The organism is Pseudoalteromonas sp. B62, assembly GCF_037162565.1.
GTDB classification, from domain to species: Bacteria; Pseudomonadota; Gammaproteobacteria; order Enterobacterales; family Alteromonadaceae; genus Pseudoalteromonas; species Pseudoalteromonas fuliginea.
The window spans coordinates 851,103-871,223 of sequence record NZ_JARLVB010000001.1; the positions used below are offsets into that span (position 1 = coordinate 851,103).

The window sequence follows — 20,121 nt, forward strand, 5'->3', positions numbered from 1 at the left end:
TAACTTATTGATTTGATGCAGCAAGCAAGGCTGCTAACTCGTTCGCGCTATTTTATTTGTCGCCTCATCTAAATTCATCACACCAATAAATCGTAAGGTACCCGTCTTGCATGACTGGCAAGGCCAATGGGGTATTAATCGCTCTTGCTCTACCTTCGGCTTCACCGCTTTGCATGGGGTTGCTGATACTTGAGCCTTTATTAACCCTAACTTTCGCTTGCGACACGCATTAGCTAAAAATCCATAGTGGCGAATGCGCATAAACCCTTTGGGCAATACATGTTGTAAGTAGCGCCGTAAAAATTCATCACAACTCAGAGTCATGACTTTATCGCGGTTGTTATCTGCATAATCGCGGTATTTAAAGCTCACTGTTTCTTCAGTCGCTGACACTAATCGCGATTCTGACATTACGCCTTTTCGGGTATAGCGAGCAAGGTAGCTAACTAAATTTTCACTGTACGTTAAACAGGCTTTGCTATAAACACATCATTTGGTTGGCATGTTTATCTTCGTAAATGAACTATCGCATTCATTTAACGCCGCCAGCATTTTACCTCTAAAGACTGTTGATAACGCTTTCACGGGGTATAAATAGCCTTTTTCTATTTCATGCCAGTGCGTTTTTTCAAGTGCACCTGCGGGTATCAAACAATGCAAGTGGATATGCTGACTTAAGTTTTGCCCCCATGTATGCAGTACGCTTGTCATGCCTAACTGACCATGCCTCTTTCGTTTCGCGAATTTGTTCAGCGTTTGCCATGCGGCTTTAAATAAACATTGATATAACGCGTTTGGGTTGCAGTGCGCAATGATATTTAACTCATGCGGGAGCGTAAAAACAAGGTGGAAATACCGACACGGTAATAAATCCTCTTGCTGCCTTTGCACCCATTTAGCCGTAGCCATCCCTTGGCAACGTGGGCAATGACGGTCGCGACAACTACACCCGATTTGTTGTACTTCACTACAGTTATCACATTGCCATGCTTGATAACCGAGCTGACCTGTTCTGCATGATTGAAGGTGTTGGCAGACTCGTAACTGCTGATAACTCATTATGTGGTGCTGCCGATAATTCCCAAGGCCAGAATTTAAAATATCAGCGAGATGCAAGCCGCTCATTGGTTTCCCCAACTTGCGAGTAAATCAATGCCGCCATGCCCTAATTCAGGTAACCAGTGTAAGTAACTTTGCGTGGTTCTAATGTCACTGTGACCAAGCTGATGTTGAAGTTGATGAAGCGGCATCCCTAACTCAAGTTGATGTGTTGCATAAGCATGGCGTAATACATGTGGATTACAGTGCTTTAAACCACACATTTGTGCATGTTTTTTCAATGCCTTTCTGAAGCTTGAAGGTGACATAGGTTTATCCATTAACCATCGAGAATAAAACATCCAGCCCGTTGGGTGATACATTTTCCAATAGCAACGTAATTGATTTAGCACACTATCTGATACAACAACATAGCGTGACTTATCTCCTTTACCATGTTCAATTAAAATGGTTTTACGCTGTCCATCGATGTCTTGCACTTTGATGCGCAGCAGTTTGCCAATACGCAAACCACATCCATAACACACCACTATCAATGTTTTTAAGCGCATATCCGTGCAACTTTCTATAAGTCGTCGAATATCATCACGCGATAAATAAGTAGGTGCCCGAGGTTTTGCTTTAGGCAAGGCTATGTCTAAGTTCAGGGGGCGATGTAAAATATTCTTAAACAGAAACCAAATGCTGTTTATTTGTATTTTTTGACTCGCTCTGGAGAGCTTTCGAATAGCGGGATCTTTAAAAAAGATATTCAGCTCATCATCAGTAATTAAATCGAGTGGTTTATTAAAATAATGGCTGAGTTTAAGTAAATGCTCGCAGTAACTTTTACAGGTACTTTGTGAATAACCACGGTAGGCTATTTCAGTTTTGACTTGTTCAATGAGTGTATTCATGACTTACCTCCAAATATGGGATAACCCCAAGGTAAGTGTGGCTCAAATGGTCAGAAAAGGATCTCCGCGTAGCGGCTTAGTTCAACAATTTAATAGTGCGCTCATCGCGCATATTTCTGCCAACGATACGCTCATGTATTTTATTAATCATTTTTACCAAATAACTTAACACATTGCTATATATAATTTTTTATTAGCATTCAAACTATTAATAAAAGAGAAAATGCGCTCGCCGCTCATTTTCTTGAATATATGTGTATCACAACCACACTGTATATAAAAACAGCGATTTTATTGGTGATAGTATGAAAACACATTCCCCTTTTTTAAATTAGATAGCTGAATATATGCTGGTTCGTCAACGCGAATCAACTAGACAGCCACTTTAATTTATCACCCGCACATCACCCATTAAAGTAAGCCACTATTACTACTAAACCCATCCTAAACTTTGCGACATTGTTTATTAAACACTCTAATTAAGTGTTTCGATAGCTCCTCATAACATGGGTAAAGTTTTGTAAATTCTATGAATATACTCAAATAGATTTGTATAGTGCACTTAAATATAAAGTCATTATATTTCTACAAAAGGGAATATTTACTATGAATAAAATTATCGTTGCGCTAATTATATTAAGTTACGAGTTGCTAAATGTAGCCTGTGCTGCAGAGCAATTAACAGCTACTATTATTGGGTCAGGTTCACCCATTTATAATGAGAACCGAGCGAGTGCAAGCACGTTAATTTCGCTAGGTGACACACATATTTTGGTTGATATGGGAAACGGCACGCAAGCCAACTTAAATAAATTAGGCTTTAATGCTAAAAATATATCAGCATTATTTTTAACCCATCATCACCTTGATCATAACGAAGAATTTGTTCCTATGTTTATTGGCTCTCTTTTAGGTCGAAATAACTTCACTATTATGGGTCCACCTAATACCGTTAAGCTCACAGAGTTAAATTTAGAGCTATACAACGAAGACATTTCATATCGTTTGAGCAAAACAAACCGAACACTTGATGAGCGTAAAAATGCGTTTGAAGTAAAAGATTTAAAGGGTGGTGAGTCGTTTAAAATAGACGATATTGTTGTTACTACACTCAAAGTACCCCATACAATTTATACTATTGCCTACCGATTTGATCATAAAGGGCGGTCTATCGTTATTACTGGTGACCTTACTTATTCTGACGAACTACCTGCATTTGCTAAAAATGCCGACTATATGATCATTGATTCGGGCGGCATGATAATGAAAGACGGACGTCGTAAAAGTAAAAGCGGCAATAAATCGTCTCAAAGTCGAGAAAATAAAAAGCCCAAAGGAAATGCGCATCTAAACCTAGCTGACTCAAGCTCTATGGCTAATAAAGCGAACGTTAAAAATTTGGTATACACCCATTTTAATTCAACGGTTGTTGATACCGTAGCAAGCATGAAAGAAATTCAAAAAAATTACAGCGGTAATGTAATTTTTGGTGAAGATTTAATGGAGCTAAAAAAGACGGCTCAAACTACCTCTCCTAAAATAGCAAACAACTATACCGTTGTTGATACTAACCAAAGGGTTGCTTATAGCAACAATGACGTTATTGAATTACCGCAAAGCGACGATGCTTTTTTTGGTCAAGACGCGAATTACATTATTAATCCGCCTTCGTACACTGATAACCATAACGGCACAGTTACCGATAATATAACGGGATTAACGTGGCAACAAGAGATGGGTAGTAAACTGTCTTTTGAAGAAGCACTAAAAAAAGTTAATAGTGTAAAATTAGGTGGCTTTAGCGACTGGCGAATACCGACTATTAAAGAGCTTTATTCTTTAATTGAATTTTCTGGCAGCGTGAAAGGAGATAAAGCGCTTTATCCTTTTATAGACACCAATTACTTTAATCAGCCTATTGGTAACACAAGTGCAGGGGAGCGAGAAATAGACGCGCAAACGTGGTCAAGCACCGAATACGTTGCTAAAACCATGAAAAGCGATAACGCTGTTTTTGGCGTAAATTTTGTTGATGGCCGTATTAAGGGCTACCCAAAATATAATCCACGTACTCAAGAGCCTAACAAAATGTATTTTAGGTTTGTTAGAGGAAACACTGATTACGGAAAAAACGATTTTGTTGATAAGAGTAACGGCACTATTTTAGATACAGCTACAGGATTAACGTGGCAAAAAGCCGACAGTAACAAAGGGCTAAATTGGCAGCAAGCACTCCAATACGCTGAAAAATCAACGTTAGGCGGTTATAACGATTGGCGCTTACCCAATGCCAAAGAGCTGCAAAGTATTGTTGATTATACTCGCTCGCCAGCTACATCTGATTCTGCTGCGATAGATCCTATTTTTGAAACATCATCAATTATAAATGAGGTCGGTGAAAAAGATTACTCATACTACTGGAGCTCTACAACTCACCTTGATGGTCCGGTGCCAGAAGAGGGCGCGGTATATATTGCTTTTGGTAAAGCACTGGGCAAAATGCGCGGTACAACGCTTGATGTGCACGGTGCGGGCTCTCAACGCAGCGATCCTAAAGTAGGAGAACCTACATCGAGAGGTCCGCAAGGCGATTTAATTCGAGTGAATAATTATGTTCGTATGGTAAGAGGCGGCGTAGTTGATGTGGCAACAGGCACCTTGTTAGAGAGTAAAAGTGAATACGCTTATATTAGCTTACCTTTAGCAAACAACTCTCAAAAAGCGCAAGCAACACCAACGAATAAAAACGGTAATTTTATTAAACGATTTGATAAAAATAATGATGGAAAAGTAGAACGTTCAGAGTTTAAAGCCTCAGATAAACGCTTTAAACACCTCGATAAAAACAACGATGGATATATTAGCGCAAATGAAGCGCCAACAGGTCCACCAAAAAAAGAGCGTTAAACTCACTCTGTTAAACATAAAAATAAAGTTAATCAAAAAGGTCGCAGTAAATACACTGCGACCTTTTAAGCTTAATATTTAACTCACCTGAACTTAATAAGCGCCTGCGCTGTAAATTAGCTCGTAGCTGTGGCTGTAAATCTCAAGGATGTTACCAAACGGGTCTTCCATGTAGATCATGCGGTATGGCTTTTCGCCAGGGTAGTAATAGCGCGGGGCTTGCATACGCTTTTTACCGCCAGCTTCTACAATACGCTCTGCTAAGCCTTCTACATCAGGGTCTTGAACACAAAAATGAAAGATCCCTGTTTTCCAGTATTCAAAGTTGTCTTTTGGGTTTTCTTGGTTTTTAAATTCAAAAATTTCTACACCAATACGATCGCCCGTTGAAAGGTGCGCTATTTTGAATTTTTCCCATTTTTCACCAAATACTTCTGTACACATTTCGCCAATGGGGCTTTTGTCTTCGGTTATTAAAGTGGGTTCCATAATGGTGTACCAACCCATAACCTTAGTGTAAAACTCAACGGCTTTTTCAACGTCGGGAACCGAAATACCAATGTGCGAAAAACTACGTGGGTATGTATGACTCATAATGCTTCCTCTTTAACTTGTGACTTATCTTGTGACTCGTTGATGGAGTTAGTTTACGAATCGAAAAACATTAAGTAAAATTATCATTAATCATCATTTTGAGTACGTTTTGTAATGATAAATCCGACATGGTTAAACACATTTTGCACCTTGGTTGAGGTAAATCACTTTACTCAAACGGCTGAACGCTTATTTATGACGCAATCTGGTGTAAGCCAGCATATTAAAAAGCTAGAGCAACAAGTTGATTGTGCTTTACTTGAGCGCCACGGTAAGCAGTTTTCACTCACGCCACAGGGTCAAAACTTATATCAGCAGGGTAGCCAACTTATCAAAGACTGGCAGTTTTTAGAGCAGCAATTAAAAGATGATTCACCTTTTAGCGGAGCAGTAAAAATTCAATCGCCGGGCAGTTGTGGTTTAAAGTTTTACAATCAATTATTAGCACTGCAATGTGAGCATAAAGCACTAACTATTGATTACCGCTTTGCGCCAAATGTGAGTGTGGAGCAAGCTGTGGCAAATTACAGTGCCGATATTGGCTTTTTAACCCAAGCCCCTTCACTTAGCGAAGTGATCAGTTATAAAATTGATAAAGAAGCGCTATTACTTATTACACCAGCGGGTATAAATACACCGAATTGGCAAACACTGTGTGAGCTGGGTTTTATTGCTCATCCTGATGCAAACCATCATGCGCAACTACTACTTAGCGAAAACTACGATGAATTTGAACATATTGAGCAAATAAAGCAGACGGGGTTTTCCAACCAAATTAGCTTAATACTAGAGCCTGTAAGTTTAGGCTTAGGTTTTACGGTATTACCTGCCAATGCGGTAGGTGCTTTTAATAAGCCTGAGCTTATTAAAACGCACTATTTAGCCAATCCCGTTAATGAGACTATTTATGCATGTCACCATCGAAATAGGCCACTGGCAAAACGGATGAATACAGTGATTGAGTTAATTAAGTCAAGTTAAGGTAAATACCTTATTTTTGTCTTTCGTCGTATTGAGTATTAAGCTGAATACCTTTTTCATAGCGCTGATTCATCGCAGTATCTGAACGGTTAAAATAATATAACCACTTCATGTACTGATTAGTTAAAGCCTGTCGATAGAGTCCGTTAACTTGAAAGCGTATCGCAGAGGTTTCGCTAATAAACGGTAGACGCTTTGCTTTACATTTGAGTTTAAGCCGTAAACATAGCTCTGTATCTTCAAAAATATCTATTGGCGGCAACATACCTACGTCGAGTAGAAGTTGTTTTTTTGCAAATAAACAATGGTCTAAATAATACACTCCCCGTTTATCACCGCGAATATAATTAGAATACCAAGAGGTAAACTGAAGTAATGGATGGCGTATATTAAATTTATGGGTAAATGCCCCCCACGACATCTGATCTGCGTGTTTGTTTAACGCATTCAACCCTGCAATATCAATTATGCTACGAGGGTGATGAAGCACAATTGTGTCAGCATTTGCTTGCACAATACCCGCATTGAGCCGGCCTGCTCGTGATGCTATATCGGTTTTAATTAAGCACGCGCCCGCAGCATTAATTATATCGATGGTGTTATCGGTGCTTCCCCCATCCACACAAATTATTTCGCAGTTTTTTAAATGTTGATACGCCTTGAGGATCCGTTGTAAATACCCTGTTTTTTCTTCATTTAAAGTAGGAATAATAATACTTAACATACTTTTATAACCTCATAGTTCAGAATATTACTCATGAAAACTCACTTTAGCGAGCGAGAATAGATCATTAATTGTATGTAATAGAGCTTTACGTGCTGGGCGAGTATCTGACTGTAGATCAATAAATAATTTTTTAAGATCGCTGACATAATCAATATCGTAACCTGGTAAGCAATACTTCACCGATAATTTATTCTGCCTACACTGTTGTGATAATGATTGTGATAATTCATTCGTGCTCCAAGGTAAATGGGTTAATACTGGCCAAGCTACTTTGTTAGCCATAATGATGACGCCACCATCATCAGCGTGATGCAAAGCTACGTCATTACTTTGTAATGCACTAATCGTTGCCTCAAAATATTGATGGTTAAGTATTGGAGCATCAGTACCTATGAACACTAGTTGCTCATGCCCTTGTACTCGCAGCTGATTATCAACATAGTTTAATCTATCGCCTAAGTTACCTAATTGCCCAAGCGGTAATTGCGTTATTACGTGGGCATTACTTACTAAAGAATGCGCCCACTGAATATCGCTTTCGCTTGAACAAGCAATAACAACAGGCCCTTGCCAATTATTAGCATCTTCTATTGCGCATGCTAATAATGCATGTGCAATTTTAAGTGCGCATTGCGCATTCGAGCCTTCAGCAAGCCGCTGCTTACCTTGGTTGAGTTTAGGCCGTTTACAAAAAACAACTAACGTCGCTTGATTTATAACTAATCTAATTGTTTGTTTTGACGCTTTATTACTTTGGTTTATTTTATTCATTTTAATCACAGCTCACGTAGCACTAATAATTTTGTAATTCGCATTTATAACTAGGGCTTGTTTATCTTTCTAGGCTGAGTTTGCAGCCGTATATTTGGTTTTTAGGTAGGGCTGAGCCTATGTGGTGTTGTTATTTCCCGTAAAGAGGCAATAACGCAACATCAATGCCAAGCATGTACTGCCCTTAGGTAGTCCTAAAGACGACTTACTCTTTGTTGCTCGGTTATTACTTAGCCCACACTTACTCATACTCACTACCTTTAAGCTGCGCTGTATTTTTAACACTGGATTGGCGAATAAATAACGTTGCAATCATGGATAAAATACCGATACCAGCTTTAATTGAGCCCATTACTGTGCCGCTAATTTTTGATTGTCCTATTCGCACTTTAGAGTCAACAGCGTATTCGCTCACTTGCATACCAAGAATGATCGCTTTAACCTGCATTTCTACAGTCCAGCCAAACGAGGTATCAGCCATATTTAAAGTGTGCAGCGACGAGAAGCGAATGGCCCTAAATGGTCCTAAATCAGTTATTTTTTGCTGCCAAAATAGTGTTATTAAGTGGCTAGATAGCCAGTTACCAAAGAGTTGTGGTTTAGTTAAAGCTCCATTTTCAATGGTGCCTAAGGTTCTTGATCCAATAGCAAGATCGTCACCATTAACAATCCCATTTAGTAATGAAAGGGCTTGATCTACAAAGCAAGAATCATCACCATCTACAAAAAGTACAATATCGCATGAGGGAAGCTTAGCAATAGCGGTTAAGCAGGCAATACCATAACCAGGTGTACTTTGATGAACAACTTGAGCACCATTAGCGGTTGCTACTTTTGCAGTGTTGTCTGTGGAACCATTGTCACAAACAATAACGTTATCAATAACCGCCTGCTCATCAAACATTAAAGTAATCAAATTTCTGACCACAATGGAAATAGCTTGCTCTTCGTTAAGAGCAGGAATAACAACGGCAACTTTATGACCTTTATACATTTTTAATCTCAATAATGTTAACGCCGCCACGTGATTTTTCAGACATTTTCACAGGGCTAGCTGCGAGTGTATCTTTTTTGATAATGGCGGAAGTTTTTCGGTTTATTTCAGCAAAAGACAATGTGCCTGTTGGGCAGGTTTGTACACAGGCGGAGCAACGAACGCATTGTGGATCGGTCATTGGTTGGCCTTTACTTGCAAAAGCCATAACATCAATGCCTTGATGGCATACAGTTGTACATTGATTACAACTAATACATTTCGATTTTTCACTAACAATAGCAAAGCGACCAAAGCGACTGTATATATGCATTAATGCCGCTAATGGACAAGCAAACCGACACCATGTACGCCCTGAGTATTTAAAATAAAGGCCAAACCCTAAAATACCGGCTAATAAAATATCAACGACCCACTTATAACTAAATGCGTTTACTAATTGGTAGTCCTTGTTCTCGCCTTTTAAAAACAGATTAAACATATGGTTCATCCATGACTCAGGATATATCCACCCTAAAACACGAATGACTAATAACACTGCCGCTATTAATAAAATGAACTGGCCAAGCATATTTAGCTTATTCCACTTAGAACCGTGTGGCATTTTATGGCGTTGCAGATCTCCCATAGTTTCAGCCATAGCACCGCAAGAGCAAATCCAACTACAATAAGCGCCTTTGCCCCACTTCATCACAATAATTGGAATAATAACGAATGTTTGAATAGCCCCAATAACTAACCAAGCAACTTGGGGAGTGTCGGTGAATACGGTATACACACCTAACGGCCAAGCGAAGATAAAACTATATGCATGCCAATAAGCGCGTGGGTGTCCCCATTCAGGCCATGTATGCGTCGCAAGTTCTTGCGCTGAGATATAACTGGGAAACAACGCATCGGCAAAGCTTTTACCTATTCCTGCATCAAATACACCGTTATAGCCAAGTAATGGTAAAATTATTTCTGGCAATAAAAATAATGGAAACAATTGAATCGCAAACAAAACAGACGTTTGTACTGTTACATAAGGTGTTTTGCGTCGTTTAATTCGTTGCCAACCAAAAATACCAATTAATAGGGTATAAAGAACGGTGTAGTAAAACGAACGACTTTTAAAGAAACCGCTATTGTGCCAATTAAGGTACTGCGATCATTCACTTGCAACTGCCACCATTCACCAAAGCCTGCTATTAAGATTGGCATTTGATCGGGATAAGAAAAAGTACTCCAAAATGAATTTAAAAAACCATAGCCTTTCCAATCGTATAATGCAGTTAATGCGACTAAAAACAGGGCAAAGAAAGCCCAGCCAGACCATGTGCTTTCACCACTGATATTGATTTTTGAACGTCTGAAGAAATCTAGCGGGGCTTCACGACCAGTCGCTAACAACACGCTATCGTTATCTAATATTTCATCTGTACCATCTTTATTTTTTAACTGCACAGACCGTGGTGAAATTTTACTGACTTGAGTCGCCATTTTAAGCGTCACTTTGTCATCTTTTACTAATTGAGTTACTTGTTCGACATTCTCTGGTTTTGCCCGGTTAAACTGAGTTTGTCGATAAGATAAAGTAACTTTAGCGCCTTCCTCTGCTGTTGCAATCGCAGCCTCTAATGCGCTATCACCTCCGCCAACGATTAATAGTTCTTTATCTTTATAGTATTGTGCGTCAATAAAACGATTTGCTACCTTTGGTAAATCTTCACCTTCAACATTTAATTTTCGATAACTTCCAGAGCGCCCAATAGCAACAATCACACGGTGAGCCACTAAGCTATCACCATTCTCTAAAGTAACACGTAGTTTGTTGCCCTCTTTATTTACATGGCTAACTTGCGCCAGTTTAGCTTCAATACTGTGGGCAGTAGTTTGCTCTTTAAGTTCGCTCAACAGGTTTTCTTTATGACTTACTTTATTTGAAAATTGTAATTCGCCTTCAGGCTTCATGTCAGTGGGGTAAGTATAAATAGGTTTATTATTAGGAAAATTTTCAATCGTTGAAAATGGTTTATTACCTTCTAACAACGTAACATTAAGCTGCTGTTTTTTACCTTCAATAGCGGCAGAATACCCACTAACACCACCACCAATAACAATAATATCTACAACATCAGCTGTTTGCGTACGGGTACTAAAAGTAGTATCAGCAATAATGGTTCGAATAGCTTTAGCGCCCGTATCGCTGGAGAATTTAAGTAAAGGAATACCCGTTAAATCACCAACAACATACACACCTTTAATATTGGTTGTGCCATCGGCATTCACTAATGGTTGCTTTTCTACAGTACGATCAGGCCATTGTCCGTGCAACCAGTGATAATAATTATTAATAATGTTCAATTTGTATATTCCAATATAAAGTTTTATGTTTATGAATTATCAATGTGATTCCGCTTTGAAGTCTTTTTGATGCCGTGATAAATCAGCCTCAATAACGTTAACGCGTATAAAACACCTAAAAGTACAACAGGCCAAAGCGCAGGTTGCCATTGTTGACAGCAAAGGAAATTACCGAGCACTTCGTATGTCATGGGCATAAGTAATAACCAAGTAAGTAAATAAATATTTGGGCGCAAGGCAAGCAAGGGAACTAACGGGAGTAAATACCAAGGAAAAAGCACAGGGCTTAACATAAGAGGTAAAGCCAAGGCTGCTTGCATACAAAAATAAATAGCCGATGTACTCATGTAGCGGGCTTTACTGTATCTAAAACTTGTATAAGCAATAAACAACACCGCAATAACTCCCATAACAAAAAGCGCTAAAACAACCTGAGAATTAGTTAATAGAGAATCAAGTGCAGTAAAAATAGGGGACGCATTACGCCATTTTTCAAAAACACACTAATACTGCCTACGGGTACGTACCCAAGCGCAATGGTAGTACCATAAATTAGCGCGACAGTCGTAACCCAGCTGAGCACCAACATTAGAGCGGGTTTTAATGATTTTTGTAAAAAAATAATGGCAGTAATAACATAACGGGTAAAATTTTCAGCGACATACCAATACCAATAGCGATACCGCAATATAAAAGTAATTGTCGCTGCCAAAAATAAATTGCGACAACAACTGCCAATGCAGAAAAAGCATCTATGTGTAACCCAACACCAGTTTCTAAAATCAGCAGTGGCGACAACGCAACAAGTGCTAAATTATTTAATTTGTTGGCCTTTTTTAATACTAAAGCCGACACGTACACCGTTAATAACCCTGCAAGTAATAGCAAAAACCGCCATACCAACTGTGCCTTTTCAACTCCAAATGATGATGAAAAAGTAAATAAAGCCAACGCTAATGGAGGATAAATAGTGACATAAGCTGCATGCTCTTTAGGTGGTTGCCACTGTTCTCGCAATTGTGTTAATTCAATCGCGTCATGGCTGATGCTATAAGGGTCGTAGCCTTCATATGCTATTCGCCCATCAAATAGGTAACGACTTGTGTCATTAGAGGTATAAGGCTCAACGTCAATCAATACAATACGCATTAGAAAAGCGGTGATTAGTAGCAGCTTATAATTTTTTAAATAACGTGATTTAGGAGATAAAGACCAAGCTACCAACATAAAAAATGCCATTAAACAATATTGAATAATGGTATAAACTCCAATACTGCTAACAGGAAATTCAGTATTGCTTTGCGACGTATTTGCTAAAAAATAACTCGAAAAACTCAGGGCAATTAAACTAGCTAAGCTTATAAAATAAAGCCAAGATTTACTTTTAGTTGTGAAACTTGGCTTAAACAATTGCAGGTTCATTTTAAGCGTGTCTAGATAGCTGATAATGACTATAAAAGCTATTAACTGCAGACATAACAAACCCAAGAGCTAACAACGATACAAATGGCAATATAAACCAATATTGGTAAATAACAGCCCACACTAAAACTACGACATAGATAGCTGCAACTAAAAATTCAAAAATGGCACCTTTAGGAGGTAAAGGTTTATAGTGCGGCTTATTTTTAAAGCCCTGCGAAGCTTGATTTTCACTTTTATAAGTATGTTCTGCTTTTTGTAGTTCACCTGTTTTAGGTGTGCGGACAAATTCACTTTCTTTGCCCATTAAAGCTTCAAAACCAGCCTTAGAATTATTAATTGCCAACTGTATACCTAACAATACTAAGTTAGGTAATTTTGCTAATGCACGTATTTTTGAGCGACCTAAAACTACTTGACCAAAATATAGGTATGCAATGTGTCCGCCTGAAGACATCAATAATAAGGCAATATCAATCCACCAAACGTTTATGTAATCATATTGCGCACGTAAATATAAGCTAGGTAATAAGAAAAATAATGTATCTAGCATCATGACTAAATAAGCTAGGTTATTTGATAAATGAAACGTTGATTCAAGTTTTTTAACAAGCGGTATTTTTGCTTTCCATACTGTTTTTAGCATTTTAAGCATGACTTGTACGCCACCTTTAGCCCAACGGTACTGCTGAGTTTTAAACGCATTCATATCAGCAGGCAGCTCACCTGGACATGTTATATGATTTAAATACTGCATTTTCCAACCAGCTAGTTGAGCTCTATAACTTAAATCTAAATCCTCAGTTAATGTATCAGCACTCCAATGGCCTGCATCAATAATGGCTGAAGTGCGCCAGATACCTGCAGTCCCATTAAAGTTAAAAAGCATATCACTCGCACAGCGCACATGCTGTTCTAACCCAAAATGAGCATCGAGCATTACAGCCTGTGTTTTTGTTAATAAGCTACTACGACGATTTAAATGCTCCCATCGCAACTGCACCATGGCAATATCAGTTTGAGTGAAAAAATGAATACTTTTTAATAATGTATCCGGAGTAGGTATAAAGTCAGCATCAAAGATAGCAATAAATTCACCATCGGCCGTTGTCATTGCCTCTTTTAATGCACCAGCTTTAAAACCATGACGATTGGTTCGCTGTACGTGCTCAATATTTATGCCTTGTAGCTTATAATGCGATACACGTTCAGCAATAACCTCACTTGTATCGTCATTAGAATCATCAACAATTTGTATTTGTAAACGATCAGCCGGATACTCCAATAATACAATTGAATCAACAATCCTTTTGGCAACTAACCTTTCATTATAAAGTGGAATTTGAACTGTTATCTTTGGTAATTTCTCAAACATTTTAGGTGATTGAGGTGTAAAATTTCGATATTTAAACCATCGAAATACCATAGACAAACGGTGCAAACCAAATAAAGATAAAATAGCTAATAATAAAAAATGAACAACAAGTACTAACGAACCAATTAACGACATAATTTAATAAACCTTAGTAATACCAAATTGAATATTATTACCTTGCAGGATATTGCTACCGTAAATTTCACGTGTAAAAGTAAGCTCAATACCAAAGCCAGCTAATGACGAGTTTTTATCAAAATTCCAACCTGTAGCCAGTTCAAATTTTCCTGAGTCAAACTCTAAAGGATTTGATAAATTTGCAGCATTGATTGAAGTTGACGAATCTGCATTTTCTGCACTTAGTATTCCGTCAAGTTTGGCACGCATATAAATGTTTTTATTAACGTTAAAACCATACTCAAGCAAGTATCTGTATTCGTCAGAAGGCTCTGCGGTACGAACTCGATAACCAACTTCAGCCCCAATATAACCAAACTTATCCAACCCTTTGCCTAACAATATTTTGGCTTCGTAGTCTTCTTGGTTATTTCCTAACCCATCATCCTCATCATATAAAAAGGGGTTTTAACTAAAAAAGAAGTAGATAGAACAAAAGGTTCTGCCTGCCATTGATATCGAATACCAACCTCGGTATCACCAAAACCGCTGGCGCTACTTGTGCCCGTTACAGAATCTTCTTGTTCATAGCTTTGATGTAATAATGAGCCATAAATAGAGAAGTTATTCCCTAAACCATGCTCCAAGTAAAGTGATGTATTTTGCCCTTCAAAACGCTCAAAGGTTGGGTTGTTTCCACGATATTTGCTCGACGTATAATCAGCGTAACCTAACTTAATATAACCACTTCCTTCTTCACCAACCCATGCCCCAGCCGACACGTTAACTGACGCTAAGCTGATAGATAGAGCGATGGCTGAAAAAGATATTCCCTTTAATATGTAACTTTTTTCATTGTGATCTTTTTTAAATTTCATTTTTATTTTCCACTAATTTATTAAATTTAAATTTTGAAGTAATTAACTAAATTTTTATCGTGATTTTCAATTAGCATGTTTTATTTCGCTTTAAGTTTAAAAAAACCAGACGTTTATAAAATAAATAATGCTTATTTATGAAAAAAATCAAAAACTGATAATTTTTTTAATTAATCTAAACCTGTTGATATCAAGTAATGCTGTTCTAAGCTAAAACCTAAAGTTTGTTATTTAATTTAGGAACATTATGGAAGGTAAGTTTCGCAACTGTGTCACGAATTAATCACAAAATTATCACATTTTATCAATAGGGAATGAGCGCTCTGATATAAGCTCTAATTCAGATGAAATAGGGCATTAATTGCGCTTATTAATACAGAGATTAAGTTAAGAGGGTAGGGGTAAAAAACTAGACGAGTAAATAAACACTTGCTTAAAAATATAGCATTAATAGTGGTTCAAACGTAAACCCCCTTTACACCTAAAATGCACAAGCACCAAAGGTATAAAGGGTATGATTAAAATTAGTTAACGCTTTCTAATTTTACTTTTAAATCGAGTAAATCGGTTGCGATTGTATTTGGCTGTATTTCCCACGGATCGAAAATAGAGTCTTTAGATCGTTGAATCCACGCTGCACGCATACCGTGCGATATGGCACCGGTTACATCAAACGGATTACTTGATACAAGCCACGTGTTTGCGCCTGTCGAATTGGTTTCGCGTAAAAAGTGGCTATAAACCCCTGGATTTGGTTTAAAGGTTTTAACATCGTCGGCACTTACTACCCCTTCAAAAAGCTCACTAATGCCAGCGGTTTCTAATAAGGTATGAACTGCGTCGGCAGCCCCATTTGAAAATGCAAACAAACGGTAATCTTTTGCTTTTAGTTGCTCAAGGCCCGCTTTTACATCATCGAACGCAGGAAGCGTTTTATAAAGATCTAGCAGTTGCTCTTTTTGACCTTCACTTAGCTCGGTTTTGTGCGCTAAGCAGGCGTAATCGAGTGCGTGTTTTGTACATAGCGAAAAGGGAATATAATTTTGCATTAATCCACGTCTAAATGAATACTCTAATTGCTTTTCGCGCCATGTATTTGAAAATGCTTGGGCGTTATCGCCAATCATGTCGTCGAGTAAGGACAGTACGCCGTGAGTGTTTATTAGCGTACCGTATACGTCAAATGCAAGTGTAGTTGCCATGTTTGCTCCGCAATAAAATAAATTAAGTTGGTTTTAGAGTACTTGCTTACAGCTTAACTTAATTTGAACGAACGCTCAATTTAATAAAACTTGTATGCATCAAGCGCTAAAATATCCATTTCGATGTCTTTATGTATTTTTTCAACTTGACCGTCACCACTACCAAGCGCAGCAAAAAGAGGTAAAAAGTGCTCTGCAGTAGGGTGGTTAAATAAAGCATGGGGTGCTTCATCTAAATAGTTAAGTAACGCTTGGGTGTTTTGCGTTATTAACTTTTGCTCAACCCAATGGGTAAACTCATTAACCATTTGAACACGGTTAGGTGTAGCGGGGCTTTTAAATATTTCACGTAGATTGTGACTAATACCGCCTGAGCCAATAATTAATACGTTATCGCTGCGCAGTGGTGCAAGTAACTGTCCGTATTTATACATCGCTTTAGTGCCAAGACGTGTATTAATAGATACCTGAACAATAGGGATATTAGCTGCTGGGTACATTAAGCGCAGCGGGATCCACACACCATGATCCCAACCTTGCTTGGCACTTTGCACGGCTTTAATACCCGCTTTGTAAAAGTACTCACTAATAGTATTAGCAAGCTTAGGGTCTCCTGGTGCTGGGTATTGAATTTCATACAGGGCCTTAGGAAAGTTATAAAAGTCGTGAATAGTATGCGGCGCATCTCCCGATGTAATAACTATATCGTGCGCTTCATCAAAGTGGGCAGAAAACACCACAATAGCTCGTGGTTTACTAAGCGTTTGCCCTAATGATGCAAGAAAATCTGACGTAGCCGATTGCTGTACAGCCATCATTGGCGAACCGTGAGATATAAATAAAGCGGGCTGAGTCATGCTAAAGCCTTAAACAAATAGATGTGTTATTAAGCACTATATTAGTTTTTATTTTGACGATAAATATGGTATTTATTTATACATTATCAATAAAGTATTGTTAAAGATGGATAAACTCACCACCATGAAAACCTTTTTGGCCGTTGTGCAAGAAGGATCGTTTTCAAAAGCGGCCGATAAGCTCGATATTTCCCCGCAGTTAGTCAGCAAATATATTTCTGCGCTGGAAGATAATCTACACACGCGTTTATTACACCGTACAACGCGAAAAGTAAGTGTAACAGAGGCTGGGAACCAATATTATCAGCGTTGTCAGCAGGTGCTTGTTGATATTGAAGACATGGAAAACTCACTAAATAACTTAAGCGAGAATGTTTCGGGTGTGCTTAGTATTAGTGCACCTATGTCATTTGGTACTAAGCATTTAGCAGGTTTGCTGGTTGATTTTCAAAAGCAGTATCCAAATTTAAAGTTAGACTTACGGCTCACTGACCAATATGTAGACATAGTAGAGCAAGGTATTGATATTGCGCTGCGCATTGGCGTATTAAAAAACTCAACGCTCATAGCTAAAAAAATTGCCCCTATACGTTTATCTGTATTTGCGTCACCCGACTATTTAGAACGCCATGGCATGCCACAAACGCTTTTAGATTTACAGTCGCATAATTATTTACGCTATTCCCTTAGCGAGCCCACAAAACGCCTATTTGGAGTTAATGAGCTAAAAAGCGAGCTAAAGCTTGAAAGTAACTTTGTGGCTAACAATGGTGACTTACTACTAAATACAGCCATTGCGGGAGGTGGTATTGCTATGCAGCCCACATTTATTGCAGGCGAAGCGCTGGCTCAAGGTAAAGTAGTGCGCATTTTACAAGACTACGAACCCGACCCAATGGGACTCTATATGGTGTATGCTAATAGACAGTTTTTACCGAGCAAAGTGCGTGCTTTTGTTGATTTTGCGAGCGACTTTTATGGCGATACCCCATACTGGGACTTAGGGTAGGGGAGTGATATGCCGATTACAAACAGTTGTATAAGTAGTTTTACTTGGGCCTGTTATTTTTTATGCCACTGATATTCCATTTGTTTTGCTGTTAAGCAAGCAAATTCATCAGTACTGCACAATGCTACTAATTGCAGGCTCATATCTATGCCAGCCGAGATCCCCCCTGATGTGATAAATTGATTATGCTGCACCCAACGTTTATCACTAATTACATTTAAATCAGGAAATAATAACGCCAATTCATTTTGATCTTCCCAATGCGTTGTTACATTTAAGCCATGTAATAAATCGGCTTTTGCGAGCAAAAACGCGCCCGTACATACAGACGCAACACGAGTAGCTGTTTTTGCACTTTTACTGATCCAATCAATCACCTGCTTTTTATTAAATTCGGCGGTGTGATCGCCACCTACCACAATTAATAAATCAATATGAGGGTGATCTAAAAAGTTGTAATGGGGGTTTACACTAAAACCTCCGCGCGCTATTACAGGCTTACTTTGCTCTGCAATAAAAAATACATTCCAGTTATTTTCAGCTAAACGCTTAGCGGTACTGAAAACTTCAAAAGGGCCTGAAAAGTCGAGTACTTCTGCGTTATCATAAATATAAATGCCTATATTCATTTAGGTCTCAAAAAGCTCAAATTAATATGAAGCTTTACCTTAGCCTATAAAATCATCATTGGTGTATTATTTTAATTTAAAAAACCCTACTTAGCCTCAACATTAAGCTCATGAGCAAAGCGTTTACGGTAACGCTTAGTTAATTTAACCGAACGTAGTTGGTCGCCAATTAAAGTAAATACTGGTGAGGCATTTATTTTTACGGGTTTGCCTTGGCCTATACGGCATATTTGTCTTTTAACCAGTGCCATAGTGGCAAGTCCTGCGAGGGTTTTATCTTGCCAAGTAACATTGGGTAACACGGCTAATTGCAGTGGCTCATTTTGCCATTTGTTTGGTAAATTTGGTTGGTATGCAAGCGCAGTGGCAATACCCACGAGGGCAACGCCACTTTCAATCACGTTGTTGGCAATAGATAAGCGACTAATACCGCCTGTAGTCATTATTGGGACTGATGAGCGTTGGCTAATCGCTTTTGCAAACTCTAAAAAATACGCTTCGCGGGCAAGCGTGCGCTGATCACCTGTTTTTCCTTGCATGGCAGGTGCTTCGTAACTACCACCCGAAAGCTCTACAAAATCAACATTGAGTTTATTCAATAAATCCACTACAACTTGCGCGTCACTGGGTTCAAACCCACCTCGTTGAAAATCAGCAGAGTTTAACTTTACCGAAAAGGTAAGTGAGCAAGTGGCTTTAATACTGCGGGTTATTTCGAGAAGTAAGCGAGCTCTATTTTGTAAACTCCTCCCCATTTATCGTCGCGCTTATTGGTTAGTGGCGATAAAAACTGAGCCAGTAAATAACCATGCGCTGCATGTATTTGTACGCCATTAAAACCTGCTTTTTCAGCTTGCTGCGCAGTTTGTGTAAAGCGGGTAATAACATCGTCAATATCAGTTTTCGTCATCGCTTTTGGTACGCCAAACAAGTGCGAGTGCTTACCCATATTAAGTGCAACACTTGACGCTGATAGAGCCTTTCCACCCATTTTTTTAAATACTTGCCTACCAGGGTGATTAATTTGCATCACCACTTTGCAATTATTTTGCTGCGATAAACGAGCAAGCTCTGCAAAGGCAGTAATATCGGTACTTTGTTCAAGCACAAGGCCGCCTGGGCCTGTCATCGCTAAATGATCAATCATTACATTGCCAGTAATAATTAGCCCAGCTCCCCCCACTGCCCATGCGCTATAAGCATTTTTGAGTATTTGGGAGGGCGTTTGATCCTCTTGCGCAAGGTTTTCTTCCATAGCGGCTTTGGCAATACGGTTTTTTAATACTAAACCACTTGGCAAGGTAAAAGGGGTAAATACAGGGTTACGCATAGTTATGGGCTAATTAAATTGACATTA

The 20,121-nt window shown here is 38.7% G+C and carries 18 protein-coding genes and 2 pseudogenes; 3 read left to right on the forward strand and 17 right to left on the reverse strand.

Translation table 11 applies throughout. The features are described 5' to 3' along the window. Positions 1-33: 33 nt before the first annotated feature. A pseudogene (locus tag P4S71_RS03680) lies at positions 34-1,125 on the reverse strand (IS91 family transposase). Next, positions 1,122-1,955, reverse strand: coding sequence for a tyrosine-type recombinase/integrase (locus P4S71_RS03685; RefSeq protein WP_337150112.1), 834 nt, complete (start codon positions 1,953-1,955; stop codon positions 1,122-1,124). Before P4S71_RS03685 ends, P4S71_RS03680 begins: the two are co-directional and overlap by 4 nt. A gap of 606 nt (positions 1,956-2,561) precedes the next feature. Here P4S71_RS03685 and P4S71_RS03690 point away from each other — a divergent pair. Beyond that, positions 2,562-4,862 carry an Lcl domain-containing protein gene (locus P4S71_RS03690; RefSeq protein ID WP_337150113.1) on the forward strand — a complete coding sequence of 767 codons (2,301 nt, stop codon included), beginning with the start codon at positions 2,562-2,564 and terminating at the stop codon, positions 4,860-4,862. 93 nt (positions 4,863-4,955) lie between these two features. On the opposite strand, the gene P4S71_RS03695 is transcribed toward P4S71_RS03690, so the two are convergent. Next, positions 4,956-5,456, reverse strand: a complete 501-nt coding sequence (locus P4S71_RS03695; RefSeq protein ID WP_007583656.1) for a lactoylglutathione lyase family protein — start codon at positions 5,454-5,456, stop codon at positions 4,956-4,958. A 114-nt stretch (positions 5,457-5,570) separates the two neighbouring features. Between P4S71_RS03695 and P4S71_RS03700 the strand changes: the two genes are divergently transcribed. Further along, complete coding sequence (locus tag P4S71_RS03700) at positions 5,571-6,437, forward strand: LysR family transcriptional regulator (protein ID WP_337121061.1); 867 nt, start codon at positions 5,571-5,573, stop codon at positions 6,435-6,437. Between the two features lie 10 nt (positions 6,438-6,447). Here the strand turns inward: P4S71_RS03700 and P4S71_RS03705 are convergent, their stop codons facing one another. The 12 genes from P4S71_RS03705 to P4S71_RS03760 form a co-directional block, all read right to left on the reverse strand. Beyond that, positions 6,448-7,161 carry a glycosyltransferase gene (locus P4S71_RS03705; RefSeq protein WP_337121060.1) on the reverse strand — a complete coding sequence of 238 codons (714 nt, stop codon included), beginning with the start codon at positions 7,159-7,161 and terminating at the stop codon, positions 6,448-6,450. 27 nt (positions 7,162-7,188) lie between these two features. Continuing rightward, complete coding sequence (locus P4S71_RS03710; RefSeq protein WP_096794167.1) at positions 7,189-7,935, reverse strand: TIGR04282 family arsenosugar biosynthesis glycosyltransferase; 747 nt, start codon at positions 7,933-7,935, stop codon at positions 7,189-7,191. Between the two features lie 241 nt (positions 7,936-8,176). Next, the gene (locus tag P4S71_RS03715; RefSeq protein WP_007378780.1) at positions 8,177-8,929 is read right to left on the reverse strand and encodes a glycosyltransferase family 2 protein; all 753 of its coding nucleotides are present in this window, start codon (positions 8,927-8,929) and stop codon (positions 8,177-8,179) included. Beyond that, positions 8,922-9,917 carry a 4Fe-4S binding protein gene (locus tag P4S71_RS03720; RefSeq protein WP_337150114.1) on the reverse strand — a complete coding sequence of 332 codons (996 nt, stop codon included), beginning with the start codon at positions 9,915-9,917 and terminating at the stop codon, positions 8,922-8,924. Before P4S71_RS03720 ends, P4S71_RS03715 begins: the two co-directional genes overlap by 8 nt. 83 nt (positions 9,918-10,000) lie before the next feature. Continuing rightward, complete coding sequence (locus P4S71_RS03725) at positions 10,001-11,275, reverse strand: NAD(P)/FAD-dependent oxidoreductase (RefSeq protein WP_337150115.1); 1,275 nt, start codon at positions 11,273-11,275, stop codon at positions 10,001-10,003. A 29-nt stretch (positions 11,276-11,304) separates the two neighbouring features. After that, positions 11,305-11,670 carry a hypothetical protein gene (locus tag P4S71_RS03730; protein WP_337150116.1) on the reverse strand — a complete coding sequence of 122 codons (366 nt, stop codon included), beginning with the start codon at positions 11,668-11,670 and terminating at the stop codon, positions 11,305-11,307. Positions 11,671-11,875: 205 nt separating this feature from the next. Next, on the reverse strand, positions 11,876-12,685 hold the full coding sequence (locus P4S71_RS03735) for a glycosyltransferase 87 family protein (protein ID WP_337150117.1): 810 nt from the start codon (positions 12,683-12,685) through the stop codon (positions 11,876-11,878). A 13-nt stretch (positions 12,686-12,698) separates the two neighbouring features. Continuing rightward, positions 12,699-14,207: a glycosyltransferase gene (locus P4S71_RS03740; protein WP_007378777.1), complete on the reverse strand. Its 1,509-nt coding sequence runs from the start codon at positions 14,205-14,207 to the stop codon at positions 12,699-12,701. Between the two features lie 3 nt (positions 14,208-14,210). Then, positions 14,211-14,576, reverse strand: a complete 366-nt coding sequence (locus tag P4S71_RS03745; protein ID WP_337150118.1) for a hypothetical protein — start codon at positions 14,574-14,576, stop codon at positions 14,211-14,213. Positions 14,577-14,623: 47 nt separating this feature from the next. Further along, positions 14,624-15,067, reverse strand: a complete 444-nt coding sequence (locus P4S71_RS03750) for a hypothetical protein (protein ID WP_337150119.1) — start codon at positions 15,065-15,067, stop codon at positions 14,624-14,626. A 524-nt stretch (positions 15,068-15,591) separates the two neighbouring features. Further along, complete coding sequence (locus P4S71_RS03755) at positions 15,592-16,269, reverse strand: haloacid dehalogenase type II (protein WP_337150120.1); 678 nt, start codon at positions 16,267-16,269, stop codon at positions 15,592-15,594. A gap of 80 nt (positions 16,270-16,349) precedes the next feature. Next, positions 16,350-17,126 carry a DODA-type extradiol aromatic ring-opening family dioxygenase gene (locus P4S71_RS03760; protein ID WP_337150121.1) on the reverse strand — a complete coding sequence of 259 codons (777 nt, stop codon included), beginning with the start codon at positions 17,124-17,126 and terminating at the stop codon, positions 16,350-16,352. A gap of 106 nt (positions 17,127-17,232) precedes the next feature. On the opposite strand from P4S71_RS03760, the gene P4S71_RS03765 reads away from it, so the two are divergent. After that, complete coding sequence (locus P4S71_RS03765; protein ID WP_337150122.1) at positions 17,233-18,135, forward strand: LysR family transcriptional regulator; 903 nt, start codon at positions 17,233-17,235, stop codon at positions 18,133-18,135. A 53-nt stretch (positions 18,136-18,188) separates the two neighbouring features. Here P4S71_RS03765 and P4S71_RS03770 read toward each other — a convergent pair whose 3' ends face one another. Continuing rightward, positions 18,189-18,764 (reverse strand): DJ-1/PfpI family protein, encoded by a 576-nt coding sequence (locus P4S71_RS03770; RefSeq protein ID WP_033030093.1) that lies wholly within the window; start codon positions 18,762-18,764, stop codon positions 18,189-18,191. Positions 18,765-18,850: 86 nt separating this feature from the next. After that, a pseudogene (locus tag P4S71_RS03775) lies at positions 18,851-20,094 on the reverse strand (NADH:flavin oxidoreductase/NADH oxidase family protein). Between the last annotated feature and the right edge of the window lie 27 nt (positions 20,095-20,121).

Coding starts and splice junctions, on each gene's coding strand:
- P4S71_RS03710 (WP_096794167.1), bottom strand. CDS start 7,935: ATGAATAAAATAAACCAAAGTAATAAAGCGTCAAAACAAACAATTAGA.
- P4S71_RS03755 (WP_337150120.1), bottom strand. CDS start 16,269: ATGGCAACTACACTTGCATTTGACGTATACGGTACGCTAATAAACACT.
- P4S71_RS03705 (WP_337121060.1), bottom strand. CDS start 7,161: ATGTTAAGTATTATTATTCCTACTTTAAATGAAGAAAAAACAGGGTAT.
- P4S71_RS03770 (WP_033030093.1), bottom strand. CDS start 18,764: ATGAATATAGGCATTTATATTTATGATAACGCAGAAGTACTCGACTTT.
- P4S71_RS03740 (WP_007378777.1), bottom strand. CDS start 14,207: ATGTCGTTAATTGGTTCGTTAGTACTTGTTGTTCATTTTTTATTATTA.
- P4S71_RS03715 (WP_007378780.1), bottom strand. CDS start 8,929: ATGTATAAAGGTCATAAAGTTGCCGTTGTTATTCCTGCTCTTAACGAA.
- P4S71_RS03700 (WP_337121061.1), top strand. CDS start 5,571: ATGATAAATCCGACATGGTTAAACACATTTTGCACCTTGGTTGAGGTA.
- P4S71_RS03695 (WP_007583656.1), bottom strand. CDS start 5,456: ATGAGTCATACATACCCACGTAGTTTTTCGCACATTGGTATTTCGGTT.
- P4S71_RS03750 (WP_337150119.1), bottom strand. CDS start 15,067: ATGAAATTTAAAAAAGATCACAATGAAAAAAGTTACATATTAAAGGGA.
- P4S71_RS03685 (WP_337150112.1), bottom strand. CDS start 1,955: ATGAATACACTCATTGAACAAGTCAAAACTGAAATAGCCTACCGTGGT.
- P4S71_RS03765 (WP_337150122.1), top strand. CDS start 17,233: ATGGATAAACTCACCACCATGAAAACCTTTTTGGCCGTTGTGCAAGAA.
- P4S71_RS03690 (WP_337150113.1), top strand. CDS start 2,562: ATGAATAAAATTATCGTTGCGCTAATTATATTAAGTTACGAGTTGCTA.
- P4S71_RS03760 (WP_337150121.1), bottom strand. CDS start 17,126: ATGACTCAGCCCGCTTTATTTATATCTCACGGTTCGCCAATGATGGCT.